Origin of the sequence: Psychrobacter sp. UBA3480 (assembly GCF_002377945.1) — a bacterium.
GTDB lineage: Bacteria > Pseudomonadota > Gammaproteobacteria > Pseudomonadales > Moraxellaceae > Psychrobacter.
This window is the reverse complement of record NZ_DFQV01000009.1, coordinates 69,890-83,747: the sequence shown is the minus strand read 5'-3', so window position 1 is coordinate 83,747 and position 13,858 is coordinate 69,890. Positions and strand designations below refer to the sequence as shown.

The following is a 13,858-nucleotide window of genomic DNA, read 5'->3' as shown; positions in this document are numbered from 1 at the left end:
AAATTGTTATATGAGTAGGCATACATCCATTATTTTAATTCTATTTATTCTATAATTAGTCACTCTTTTCTAATAGCTCAATCCATTGCCCTATTATTTCTTTAGGTTGATATTTTTTAGATTTCTCTTTTCCTCGTAAGCCAATTATTTTTCGATCTTCTTTATTATTCATCAGTTCTATCAAGGCTGAAGCAAGCTCATCGATATTGTTTTTCGATACTAAAATCGAACCTGTACCTTCTAATATTTCTGCAGGGCCTGTATCACAATCAAAGCTAACAATAGGTAGTCCAAAAGCTAACGCCTCAAGCAGCACCATTGGAAAACCTTCAAAACGAGAGCTTAAACAAAATATTTCTGCTTCTTTATAGTATTTACTTACATCCGAAGTCCTACCCACCAAGCACACTTTTTCAGTTAACTCATTCTCTTCGATAAATTTTGTGAGTTTGTCTCTTTCTTTCCCTTCGCCAACTATGACTAGTTTCCAATCTGGCATAAAGTCACTTACCTTAACCCAAGCCTCAAGCAACATATCGAAACCTTTCACCTGAATCAACCTACCTACTGCCAATACGGTTCTTGTGTTTTCTCGCTTGATATAGTCTTGTGGTGGGAATGGACAAGCATTTTCTATTGCTAAGATTTGCGATTTATGATGCGTGCCGTCTAACCAATACTGCTTATCTCTTTCCGTTAAAGTCACTACTGCATCACAATATCGTGCGGCTAATTGACGAGCGACTCTTCTACTTCTAACTCCTAAATCGTGATTAAAATTCAAGTGCTCCCAACATATATGCTTGACTGGTAAGCCAATGGTGGCAGGTATAGTAAATTGAGAGCATAACGTCTCTACTACTATCAATGCATCAATCTCCTCTTCTTTTAGTAGCTTCCTTAATTTATAAATAGTATTAGGAATACGGAGCAACCTATGGTCTGAAAAACTCATTAGAGACACTAGTTTTATTTCTTTATTTATAGGAAAAAAAGGTTTATCTCCATAGGATATGCTAGCTAGTATTACTTCATACCCTACTTCAGATAAGCTATTTGCAAGTATACATCCTACTCGCTCAGTACCACCCGAGCTATTGACACTACTAATTACTATTAGAACTTTCATGTCGCTCTCCTTATTATTTATTTCTAAAGGCTATAATATAAATGGATTTTATATAAGTAGCTTTTATGAATATGCACGAGCTAAATATTGATCATATCTCATACTATTAATGTTTATACTAAAACTATATTGATAATTATTACCCGCCCAAAAAACACTTAATTTCTTATCGGATTTAATATAGTCATATAAAAACTAATTTTATTTTTTTAGACCCTCTAACAAAAAAACCCACTGGTTTATTATTTCTTTAGGTTGATATTTTTCAGATTTCCCCCTACTTTTTATGCCAATCATGTTTCGATCTTCTTTATTATTCATGAGCTTTATCAATGCTGAAGCCAGTTGCTTAGTATTATTTTTTGGCACTAAGAGAGAACCCGTACCTTTTAATATTTCTGCAGGGCCTGTATCACAATCAAAGCTAACAACAGGTAGTCCAAAAGCCAGCGTCTCAAGTAATACCATTGGAAAACCTTCAAAACGAGAGCTCAAGCAAAATATTTCCGCTTGTTCATAATATCTACTTATATGAGAGGTATTACCTACTAGGCACACGCTTTCTGTCAATTTGGTCCTTTTAATAAATCCTGTTATTTTATTTCTATCCTCTCCCTCACCAACTATGACTAGCTTCCAGTCAGGCATAGAGCTATTTACCTGCACCCAAGCCTCAAGTAACATGTCAAAGCCTTTTATTTGAGTCAACCCACCAACTGCCAATACGATTTTGGTGTTTTCTTTTTTGATATATGTCTGCGGTGGAAATGGGCAGGGGTTAGGTATTGCTACTATTTGAGACCTATGATGTGTGCCATCTAACCAGTACTGCTTATCTCTTTCTGTCAAAGTCACTACTGCATCACAATATCGAGCGGCTAATTGACGAGCTAACCTTCTAACAGGTTTTCCTAAGTCATTTTTAAAATTAAAATGCTCCCAGCAAACATGATTGGCATTCAAACCCACTAGCGCAGGTACTGTAAATATGCATGAAATACTATCAACCACAACGAGCGTATCGATTTTTTGTTTTTTTACAAATTGACGTAACTTATAAATTGCTTGCAAAATCCTTTTTTTAAAAGACACACTCTTAGAATATAAAAAGTGGTTTTCTATATTATCATTTAGATTAAAAAAAGGATTGTCGCCTCCTACAAGGCTTAAAATTGAGATGTTATAACTTCTTTCGGCAAACCCATTTGCAATTAAACTGGTTACTCTTTCAGTACCACCAGCGTGATTAAGATTACCTATAAGAAAGCATATATTTTTCATATTTTATCTCTCGAATAAATCCATATACTCTATTGCGTTTATTGTTAAAACTTCATAATCGTTATTTACCATAGAAAATAGTGATTTATGAAAATAATTTTTTATTATTTCAACTATGAATACATAGCCATTTTTTCGAACGTTGGGTTGCTATTTATCAACTGTTGATAAGTGCCTTGTTCAATCACTTTACCTTTTTCCATAAAATAAATAATATCGCAATTTTTTACTGTTTTTAGACGATGGGCTATCATTACGATGGTCTTCTGCCCACTTAACTCTTGAATAGCGTCCATTATGACTTTTTCAGTAATACCATCTAAGGCACTTGTTGCTTCATCAAACACCAATACATCAGCTTGATTGTATAAAGCTCTAGCTATGCCAATACGCTGTCGCTGTCCTCCAGATAGTTGTACGCCTCGTTCACCGACTTTAGTATTTAAACCTTCAGACAAACTGTCTACTAAGAACTCTAAATGGGCAAGCTTAATTGCCTGTTTTACTCTTACTAAATCAATATCTTCACGACATATGCCAAAAGCGACGTTTTCAGCGATACTACCTTCACTCAAAAATATACTCTGCGGTACGAAACCTATGTATTGCTGCCAAGCCTGCTTGTTTTTTTCATCGATAATTAAGTCATCAAGCATTAACTGTCCGGTAGTTGGTGCAATAAGACCTAGTAATAGATCGATAGCTGTAGATTTACCAGACCCCGACTCACCGACAAAACCAACTGTAGAATTGATAGGTATATTTAGATTTATATTATCTAATGCTGGCATTGCTTTATTAGGATAGGTGAAGCTAACCCTATTCAGTCGTATAGTCTCGATTTTTGCTAAATCAATTGTTTGACCGCTCGCAATATCTAAAGCAGCACCCTGCTCACTATCTACGGTCAATGATGCAAGCAAGTCTTCTTTTATAGAATCAAAAGCAGCCGTATTGCCTCTAATCGTAGCAACGCTATGGTATATTTGCTGCAAAGCAGGTAATAACTTAAAACCAGCAAGAGCATAAACGGTTAATATAGGTAATACTTGGCTCAAATTCCCTTCACGTGTTGTCAACAAAACTAAAACTAGCCCAATCATTGCACCAAAAGCTAACAACTCCATTAAATATCTAGGTGCTTGGCTTAATGCTGTATTTACTCCTTGAGCATGCGCAAATAACTTTCCACTTGTCTCAAACTGATGTACAAAATCATGTCTACGATTGTAGAGTAGTACATCTTTGATCCCCCCAAAACCTTCATTCATTAAGCGAAACCGATCAGTTGAGGTAGTAGAAACGTACTCTCCATACAAGGCGATACGCTTACGAATCATTCTGTATATAATTACGTAACCGCTAGCAAACAATACAACCCCTACGGTTGCTATCAATGGGTTATAAATAAAGATACTAACTGAGATAAATACTGCTAATACTAGACGAGCATTCATCTGTATAAATGGCAAAATAATAAAGTTTGTTACTCTTAATGCCTCAGTTGCAATTTGCTTCGTCAATTGAGCGCTGCTTCCACTGGCATGGAACAACCAGTCTTTTTGCAAATAATAATGATACAAACGATCACTAATCTCTGTACCGACCGAATAAGCAAATAAAGACAAACGCCATGTCGTAATCATCGACAAAATAGACGCTAAACTAAGCATCAACAGTACAAATAGACCCGTTATGAACAAAAAATCTGTATGTGTACTCACACCGCTGGCTACATATATACGATTAAGAATTGCATTGGTTTCAAGCAGCTGCATATCAGCCACTAAGGCCATGAAGGGCCCTATAGAAGCAATTCCTAGCAGCTCCATAAATGCCATGAACACCATCATGATCTGCAAAGACAAATAACGTCGTCGCTGGTCTACAGTTAACAGGGCAAACAATTCTTTGGCTAATCGCAACATACTTTTAACCACTCTATTAGTTTACTTACTTCAATTTTTTATTCTATTGACTCACTACGTCCATCAGTTCTATATCTATCTTTTCGACATCAGTTTCATCGCCTTCTCGGTAGCCTTCAACGAAGGTCCTAAACTGTGCTTTCAACCATTCAGTATCGTGCCGCTTTGATCTTTCGATAAACTCAAACAAGATAGCTTCGATATCTTCCAATGGAAAACTATGTTCCATTGCTTGCATAATGAGTGGATGAAACGTGGTCTCTATATTATCAGCACCAATGATTAGCTCTTCATAGAGTTTTTCACCTGGTCTCAATCCAGTAAATACAATTTCGATATCACCATTAGGATTGCTCGCATCTTTTAGCTCACACCCTGTCAGACGAATCATACGTTTGGCAAGATCCACGATTTTGACAGGTGCACCCATATCAAGCACAAATACTTCACCACCGAACGCCATGGCCCCTGCTTGGATAACCAAACTGGCCGCTTCTGGTATGGTCATAAAGTAGCGCGTGATGTCTGGATGAGTGATGGTAATCGGACCACCTTGTTCAATTTGTTTGGTGAATAGTGGCACCACAGATCCTGATGAACCCAAAACGTTGCCGAAACGCACCATACTAAAACATGTATGACTGTTGCTTTGGCTCAGTCCTTGGCAGACGAGTTCAGCTAAGCGTTTGGAAGCTCCCATCACGTTGGTCGGCCGCACTGCTTTGTCAGTAGAGATCAGTACAAACGTATCAACATGAGCCTTTATCGCAGCACAAGCACAATGATAGGTGCCTTTAGTATTGTTTATTGTGCCTTCAAATGGATTGGACTCGACAATCGGTACATGTTTATACGCTGCAGCGTGATAAATCGTTTTTATATGGTATTTTTCGAATATATTAATTAATTTTTTTTCGTTACCCACGCTTCCAATGATGCTGACAATCTCAGTATCTTGATATTCAATATTACTAATGACATTACTAGCGACAAGGCTTCTAAGTTCCTGATCGATTGTGTACAAAGCATATTCAGACTGCTCGTATAACACCAAACATGCAGGTTTATTTTTCATAATTTGTCTGCATAACTCACTACCAATAGAACCCCCTGCCCCTGTCACGAGTACGTTTTTACCCGTAATATTTTTTTGAAGGAGCTCAGCAACTGGCTCTACAGTCTCTCTTTCAAGCACATCTAATATATCGACTGGCCGTATATGGCTGACTGTTACGATCTCATCAGCAAGCTCTCGTAAGCTCGGTAAATCTTTTAATTTGACAGAAACGCCTGACAGGCTATCCATAATCTGTTTTTTACGACCACGGCTCATAGAAGGCATTGCCAAAATCACTTGCGCGACATTTAATTTTTCTATCAACCAAGGTAGCGCATGAGCGGCATATATTTTTTTACCATGTAGATAAGCCCCTATCAGCTGCGGATCATCATCGATATATGCCACTACATTGTATTTATGAGAATGTCTCAAGCTCTCTAATAGCTCTCTACCAGCCGATCCTGCGCCATAAATAATCACGTTATCGCAGCAACTATCTAGGCGACCTTGATTTTCTGGTTTCTGTAGTCGATTCAGCAACCTGCGAATTATTAACCGACTGTTCCATAACCAAATAAAGAATAAGAATAGGAATATAATTGGCGCTGAACGCGGCATCATTGATACTGGATTCACATAAATGATGAACTGATAAACGATAATAAGTAATAAAAATAACTGTAGCACTCGACCCATCGCCGCATCGAAAAACCCTCTAGAGGCGCCTCTATAAAAGCCAATCAGATATAAGCTGACGACAGGTATCAATGCATAAAAAGCTAACACCATAGGGCCAATTTGATCATCAACATAACCCTGACGCAGTGCCAATGCCGCCACCAAGCAAAGGACAGCAACCGAAAAGTCGATACCAAATAAGATAGAGCATTTCGCAAAGCGTGGTAAGGCTAATAAAAACAGCGTCATACGCTTCGACCATCGATTGATATCGCTTGGCGTGTGATAAGCATTGTTAGACTCTGTTTTTATCAACATAAGATCCACCTACTTAAGTTATGACGCGCGTTTGCCATGGACAGTAACTAACTACGAATTGTGTCCATAAGCATAATGGTAGTGATAGCTGTACCTATTCAGAATACTTTGCTGTATGTCATTTAAGATGATGCCATCGACTTGTACGTTTGCTTTACTCATCTGTTTGATGGCATAGACCAGCTGGCCTTCTACTGAATGATCAAATTTGGTGACGATCAGTACTTTGTCTGCGTGCTGTGCTAATACCATGGCGTCTGATGCAGCCAATATAGGCGGCGCATCGATAACGATATAGTCGTACTTCGTTTTGAGCGCTGCCATCAAATGATTGAACCTCTCTCCTATCAATAATGAAGTCGGATTATGCGACGGTCGTCCCCGCGATATAAGGTCGATATGCTCCATACCAGTTGGCTGAATAAAGCTTTCAAGGTTTAACTTAGCCATGTCAATATCTAACCGAGGCTCATTATCTGATAGAGAGCTATCTTTATCTTGCAGTAAGTAATCTGTGAGACCACTGTCTGGATTCATACCAAACATTTTGTGCAGCTCTCCTAAACGCATATCTCCATCGATAATCAGCACTTTTTTGTCAAGCTGTGCAAATACCTCAGATAAATTAGCCGTAATAAAAGACTTACCGACACCCGGGCTTTCTCCAGTGATTAATATGGTCTGAGCGGATTTCTCATCTATTGTCTTCGTCGTCTTACCGAATAAAAGGTTTGTCCTTAAATTTTTAATTGCTTCATAGCTCAAGCCGTTGTGATCAACGTGCGCAAGCATCCGGCCAGTATTTTTTTTGTTCCTACCTAGCTTAGATATCGAGGTCGAACGTGGAATCGTTGCAATGACAGGAATTCCCGTTTTAGACTCTAGATGCTCTGGGTCCTTCACGACATTTCTAATTAAGTTTCTGATTAGAACCAGCATTACCCCAAGTACAGTACCTACGAGTAGCGCCAACAGCATAATTTGGAATTTGTTTGGTGCAATGGCATCGAAGGTACTGGTCGGTCTATCTAGAATACGGGCATAACCAACCTGACCAGCTCTAACGATTTTTAGTTGTTCATAATTTTTGAGCAGCGTGAGGTAAATCTCTCTGTTAATGGCTGTATCTTCCGATAGCTTTAAGAATTCTCGCTGTATTTCAGGCAGTCCTGCCACTGTGCTACCTATCGCTCCTATTCGACTGTTGAGGACTTTTAGTTGCTCATTTATCTGGATAACGAGTGGGTGCTCATTGGTATAGTAAGTCGTTAAATCCGCTCTCTTTAATTTGAGATCATTGAGCTGCTCATCGATTCGAGATTTTTCATTTAGTAATAGCTCAGCCTCTTTACCTACATCGATGGTGCCGTGCTTTTTACGAAACTCATTGAACTGAGCTTCAGAGGTGTCTAATTTTTCTTTTAATGCTGGAATCTGCGTCTCCATAAAAGCCAATGTTTTGGTCGTTTCTTCCGTACCACGAGATTGGTTTTGATCGATATAAGACTGGACTATCTGATCAAGTGTGGTCGTGATTTGCTGTTGGTTTGTGCCTGTCATCGACAGCTGAATAATATTGGTTTTATCGCCTTTTTCTTCCACAGACAAGGCGCTATTCATTGCATCTGTCGTGGTCTTTAAGGTCTGCTGAGTGATGCCAATAGGGTAACCGTCTGCAGGTAGCTCAGTCACCGTAATGTTAATCTCACCGTTTACCCCATTAAACTGATGCGGCTGACCTAACTGTCCTTTGAAATCATCTAGTCCATTGCTCAGGACAAATCCTGTGTCAGACTGTGACAGCGTAAAAGACTGGTTTAAATACGCTGGTGACACATCGAACTGATTGATTTGAACGGAACCGTTTTTTGTGCTCAAAGACACACCATCATTCGTGTTCAACTGAGGGTCAATGCGGTCGTTTGTTATTTTATCGAGATAGCCAATATTAGGATCGGTCAGTTTGATGTCTAGATGTAGCATATCGACAACTGGCTCTAGTATCATCCGAGACCGTATGAGCTCAGCTTCTGCCTCAGCTTTGCTCGCTTCTTCTCCGACCAACTCTGAGATGTTTGCACCAAGCGCATCGACTCCTTGGGAATTTTCTTCAATTTGGATCAGCGCATCAGACTTGAAAGTCGGATTAATATAACGTGTATAGAAAAATCCTATTAAGAGTCCGATTGCTGCCATGAGCGCTATGACTTTCCAGCCACGCAACAAAACTAAAACCAGCACCGTTAAGTCGATGTTGTCATTGTCGTTGTCACCCTTAGGTGTCGATAGGTTTTTTGAATCTATATTATTCATAACCATATACCCATTATTCAATGTTAATCACTTAATAGCTTCCGCTTAGCTTCAAGTCCCTAACTGCCCTTGACTGCAGTTAGATTGCTCTCTGGCTTATCGCACCTTATAAAACCTATCACTCTACTTTCTATTCTTATCTCACTTAATTTCAGTATTAAAATTCAAAGCACATCCAGTGTTTTCACTAGCTATTATTTATAACCCTGATATCACGTTGATGGCAGAGGTTGACGGTAGTATCGCGCTAATCACACGATTCCAGCGAGCCAAGCCTGTTGGATCTACATAAAGAATGTCATTGGCTTGCATGTCAAAGCGACTGGCTAATGCCAAGCTTGTAATGCTCTGCATATCGACGTAATAAATATTGGTATACTGGTACTGAGGGTTGTCGCGCACGATATATACTTTGGCTGCATTAGCCGTATTGGAATTTAGCCCATTTGACTCGCCCAATACATGCGCTAAGCTCAGCCCTTGTTCTGGAATCGCAACTGGCTCAATTTTGCCAAATTCACCCAACACGTAGACCTTATTGCGGCTTTGGCTATTGACGTGAATAGAGTCACCATCTCGCAGATAGATTTGATTGGCAGATAGCCCCATTTTATGTAGTGACTGCACTCCTAAGCGATAGCTGTTGCCCTGACGATTTAGCACAATATTATTCGAATCGCCTGTCTCAGTGGTACCACCTGCCATAGAAATAGCGCCATATACCGACACTGGCACATCAGCAATAGCAAACTCACCAGACTGCTTCACCGCACCATCTACGAAAAACTTGCTGCCACGGTAATTGATGATTTTGACTTGGGGATCTGAGTACTTGAGATAGCGCTGTAGTTTGCTTTGCAACGTAGCGGTGAACTGCGGCACGCTCAACCCACTGGCTTGAACTCTACCTATCAATGGAAACTGTATATACCCTTGTTGATCTACCGTTAAACTAGCAGTTGACGCATTAATATCCGGATAATTGGTAAGGATGACATTCAGCATATCCCCTTTCGCAATACCGTAATTGACTCGTCCAGAGGTTTTGATTAAATGAGCGAGATCTTGAGTCACAATAGGCGGCGCTGTACGCGGTAAAGTTGCCAGACTTAAAGGCTGAATGTGAAATTGAAGGCCGTTTTCTGCGGTAAAGGTGCCAGATTCAGGAAGATTTCCTGACTGAAGTCCTGAGTTGATCGTACAGCCACTAAACAATCCCATTAGAAATAAGCAAAATATGCTCATTACCAAGAAGCGTCTGTGTACAAAAATGAAATATTTATTAACCATAACAGTTACTCATATTTATATTTGTGAATCAAACCAAGAAACCTCACCACAGTATTTATATTCGTAAAAAAGAATATATTTAATAAATATACACCTAAACTATATTCAGTGCAATACATATAATCTATCATAAAATAATTAAGTGACTATTTTGCAATTTCTTATCAAGCCCTTTATTTGCGGCTAATTGCAAATATTCATATCAACTTTCAGATTGCTGAGCGTTAAAAAAACGGAAGTAAAAACAGCTTCGTCATAAATAAAATTTTTATTTTTAATTTGAAAAAATCCAATTCAATGAAGGATTATTTCGATTGCATTTATAATTGGAAATAACCTTTTAGTGCCGAAATAGTGTAAGTATTTGTATCTATGTATTAACTTATATAGTTAGTCACTGAGAATCTTCGAGTCTATATTTCGTATACGACTAATAAACTTTTATTGATTAGCACCATGTTCGTTTATGCATTAATAACCAGTAAAGTATTGGTTTACGTGCTAAATTTGTTAAAATAGCGTAGAATAGTCAATCCAATTTTTTACATTGAGAAATGTAAACCCACCGACTCAAGGATATTATGATGAAAGACGAAAAATTACAGAAAGCACTCGCCCGTATGGGACTGGGTTCACGCCGCCAAATGGAAGAAGTCATCAAATCTGGCCGCGTAACGGTTAATAACGGTCCTGCGACCATTGGTGATCGCGTCTCGCAAGGTGATGAGATTCGCGTTGATGGCCGTCAAATTAAATACACCTCTGAAAATGAGAAGCGTCGCCGTGTTATCGCTTACTACAAGCCTGAAGGCGAAGTTTGCTCTGCTAAAGATCCAGAAGGCCGCCCAACTGTCTTTGAACGTTTGCCAAAGCTGACTCATGACCGCTGGGTAATGGTTGGACGTTTGGACATCAACTCAACTGGCCTATTGTTATTTACTAACGATGGCGAAATGGCGCATCGCTTGATGCATCCATCTGGTGAAGTTACTCGTGAATATGCCGTACGTGTATTGGGTGAAGTAACGCCTGATATCGCCCGTGCATTGACCGCTGGCGTCATGCTAGAAGATGGCCTTGCAAAATTTGAAGACATCAAAGAAGGCGGCGGCGAAGGCGTCAACAAGTGGTATCACGTCCAGCTAAAAGAAGGCCGAAACCGCGAAGTACGTCGTTTATTTGAATCACAAGGTCTAAAAGTTAGTCGTCTACTACGTACACGCTATGGCACGATTGTTCTACCAAAAGAGCTACGTACTGGCCGTTTCTTAGAGCTTGATAAAAAAGAAATCAATACGTTGACGGATTTGGTCAGCTTGCGTCCACGTTATGGCACAGGTCTACATGGCGCAGCTAAAGAAAAGCAAGAACGTATCAGAAACAAGCCGCTTAAAGCGCGTCGCACTGACACCCGTAGCGATAACCGCAACAGCAGCGCGAAACCTAAAAGTAGCGCTAGCCCTGCTAGCCGCGGTACACGCAACACCCGTGATCGCAATGATAAGCGCTAGTTAAATTGGTTTAACATTATTCTAAGTCTTAAATAGATTTAGAGTAAACATAAAAAAGCGGTCAATGATGAATAGTCATTGACCGCTTTTTTTGTGTTTTTTTATAGGCTTCACAGTTTACAAGCGTCACAGTTGCTCAGTATAGATATAGCGGCTCAGCTATCGTGACTATTAATATAGTGCTTCATGACTCGCAGCTCTTGTAGCTGTTCCTCATCCATTTGCGCCAGTAATTTATCTAAACGCTGCTCGATATTATCTAAAACACTCTGCAATAACTCATTAGCTTCCAATCTCTTGTCGTTATTCACGTTAGTGACATTTATATCTGTTAATTGATAGTGAGTAGCCAGCATCTCGGGTAACCGTGTTTGCAACATTTTATTCAACACAAACTGCGCTTCTGTTATCGCTGGTGTCTTATGTTGAGCATGTAATGCTGCTTGATAAGCGTGATAGCTGCTTACTTTTTCATCGATACGTTTTAACTGACGAAGTTGCTGCTCTGACAATGTTTTTAAGTGCTGTTTATTTAACGTTAACTGCTGCAAGCTTAATGTGGCTAATGACAAGGGCGCATTGTAATCCTGATAAGTGAGTACGCCAGGTGAGATACCGACGGCTTTATGAAAAGCCTGCCAGCCTTTTTTACCTAGATAGAAGGTAGTGACGGTCGTTACAATACCAATGCCTATTAAGATACTCATATACGCTTGCTCTTTACCCTTTCACCATTCAACTTTGTATTTACAGCTTAATGTCTTTAGCACTCACATCTTCACCAGTCGGGCTTTCAATCGCTTGAATATTGACATCACTACTGACATTGCTATCGGGCTTTAGAATATCTGTATTGCTAGCAGGACTGTCAAAACGTTTTTGGAGATAGCGATTGGTCGCAAGTAGTTTTTGACCGTCTTGATGATATGACGCGTTGAGCAGGTCATCGAACTGTGTGTTAATTGTCTTAAGCACGTCTAACAAGGCTTCTTTGCCCGTGACATTAGAATGTTTAATTTTGGTAGTATCAGCAAGCGCGCTATCCGTCACATCTAAATCATGTAAGCGGCGATAGTCGGCGACTGCTTGTGGCACATGCCTATCCATTAAGTTTTGAATCATAATATAAATTTCGTTGACAGTATCTTTGTCATCAATCTTGCCATCATTATTGGTATCGCCATACATGACACGCAGCTTCTCACCCTTTGTATTAATTTGATCAAGAGCAGTCTTAACGTCGACGGGTAGGCTTTTTTCAGGTATATAACCCAGTTGCGGCATTGCCTTATATTCGAGCATTTTGGGTGCTGTGACTTTTTTAATGCCACGGTATCCTAGATATAACCCAGCCGCTGGCAACAGCCCATACAAAACAAACATTACGAACATTGCAGTCATTTGGGTCATTATATTGTCCTTATTACTTATCAGAATGTCGTGGCTGATTTTTTATGGTTGTTATTATTAAACAAAAAAATAAGGCTCTATTAAAGCCCTATATTGTTATGCACTAGGTCGATTGTGTTTTTTGATAATACTTAACCTTTGCGAGTGTACGAGAGAAAGTGTCATCAGCGAAAATTTAACTTTGCGTACGGCTCTTAACATAACGGTGGGTTGAGGCAAGGCGGTTCAAAACTGTCTGATGCAATTCATCTAACAATTCGTCAAGCTCATAGTCTATCTCTAAAAACAAATCTGTCAGCATATCACCAGCAGTCATCTTGCCCTGCACCATATTATTTTTGGTACGATGCGGACTAAAGCGTTGTAGCTGCTCATAATGATGTAATGCTTCAGGAATACTTTCGGACACCAACTTATCGATGACGAACTGACGCTCGTTATGTTGCTGCTGTTGTTGTTCGTTCAGCTCACTACTCCACTCACGATAACGCTTTAGCTTACCGTTGATACGATCTAATATCGCGACAGCTTCAATAGGCATGGCATTTAGGGTGGCCTCATCGACCACATCAACAAGCTCAGTCATAATCGGACAACGTCCATGTTTGAGATACCACAAAGTATCTGGGTCAAAAGGCGGTCTATTGGTTGGGCGCATTTGAGCACGATTACTCAGATAGCGATCAGTCAAAGGCGTGAACGATTGGCTATCACTCACTTGTGCCAACGCATCACATATACGGTTTACACGTTCAGGCGGAGTTAGTGTAGAACGCTCTTGTACTGCGTGATTGCTATCGCTATTGGCAGCAGCATCTTGTTCATGATTGACGCTCATCTCCTGAGCATTCTTTGCTGCCAACGTCGGTAGGTCATCTTGAGCTTGCCCAAATGACTGTAGCATTCTTGTCAAACTGACTACCATGACTTGCTCTGCCCC

General features: G+C 39.8%; 10 protein-coding genes. 1 reads left to right on the top strand and 9 read right to left on the bottom strand.

Going from position 1 to position 13,858, the window contains the following annotated elements; all coding sequences use genetic code 11:
* Nucleotides 1-55: 55 nt before the first annotated feature.
* From B2863_RS03045 to B2863_RS03020, 6 genes are all read right to left on the bottom strand, one after another.
* Nucleotides 56-1,129 carry a glycosyltransferase family 4 protein gene (locus B2863_RS03045; protein WP_296207422.1) on the bottom strand — a complete coding sequence of 358 codons (1,074 nt, stop codon included), beginning with the start codon at nucleotides 1,127-1,129 and terminating at the stop codon, nucleotides 56-58.
* Between the two features lie 201 nt (nucleotides 1,130-1,330).
* A complete protein-coding gene (locus B2863_RS03040) occupies nucleotides 1,331-2,410 on the bottom strand; it encodes a glycosyltransferase family 4 protein (protein ID WP_296207418.1) in 1,080 nt (359 codons plus the stop codon).
* 113 nt (nucleotides 2,411-2,523) lie between these two features.
* On the bottom strand, nucleotides 2,524-4,338 hold the full coding sequence (locus B2863_RS03035; RefSeq protein ID WP_296207417.1) for an ABC transporter ATP-binding protein: 1,815 nt from the start codon (nucleotides 4,336-4,338) through the stop codon (nucleotides 2,524-2,526).
* Between the two features lie 43 nt (nucleotides 4,339-4,381).
* Nucleotides 4,382-6,394, bottom strand: a complete 2,013-nt coding sequence (locus tag B2863_RS03030; RefSeq protein ID WP_296207416.1) for a nucleoside-diphosphate sugar epimerase/dehydratase — start codon at nucleotides 6,392-6,394, stop codon at nucleotides 4,382-4,384.
* Nucleotides 6,395-6,445: 51 nt separating this feature from the next.
* Entirely contained in the window at nucleotides 6,446-8,707 is a 2,262-nt protein-coding gene (locus tag B2863_RS03025; RefSeq protein ID WP_296207415.1) for a polysaccharide biosynthesis tyrosine autokinase, read from the bottom strand.
* Between the two features lie 198 nt (nucleotides 8,708-8,905).
* Nucleotides 8,906-9,952: a polysaccharide biosynthesis/export family protein gene (locus B2863_RS03020; RefSeq protein WP_296207413.1), complete on the bottom strand. Its 1,047-nt coding sequence runs from the start codon at nucleotides 9,950-9,952 to the stop codon at nucleotides 8,906-8,908.
* Between the two features lie 629 nt (nucleotides 9,953-10,581).
* Between B2863_RS03020 and rluB the strand changes: the two genes are divergently transcribed.
* Nucleotides 10,582-11,508: a 23S rRNA pseudouridine(2605) synthase RluB gene (gene rluB, locus B2863_RS03015; RefSeq protein ID WP_101206234.1), complete on the top strand. Its 927-nt coding sequence runs from the start codon at nucleotides 10,582-10,584 to the stop codon at nucleotides 11,506-11,508.
* Between the two features lie 155 nt (nucleotides 11,509-11,663).
* On the opposite strand, the gene B2863_RS03010 is transcribed toward rluB, so the two are convergent.
* The 3 genes from B2863_RS03010 to B2863_RS03000 all read right to left on the bottom strand — a co-directional run bounded on the left by B2863_RS03010 (nucleotide 11,664) and on the right by B2863_RS03000 (nucleotide 13,822).
* A complete protein-coding gene (locus B2863_RS03010) occupies nucleotides 11,664-12,215 on the bottom strand; it encodes a hypothetical protein (protein WP_296207411.1) in 552 nt (183 codons plus the stop codon).
* 40 nt (nucleotides 12,216-12,255) lie between these two features.
* Nucleotides 12,256-12,918 (bottom strand): hypothetical protein, encoded by a 663-nt coding sequence (locus tag B2863_RS03005; RefSeq protein ID WP_296207409.1) that lies wholly within the window; start codon nucleotides 12,916-12,918, stop codon nucleotides 12,256-12,258.
* 175 nt (nucleotides 12,919-13,093) lie between these two features.
* Nucleotides 13,094-13,822: a hypothetical protein gene (locus tag B2863_RS03000; protein WP_296207565.1), complete on the bottom strand. Its 729-nt coding sequence runs from the start codon at nucleotides 13,820-13,822 to the stop codon at nucleotides 13,094-13,096.
* Between the last annotated feature and the right edge of the window lie 36 nt (nucleotides 13,823-13,858).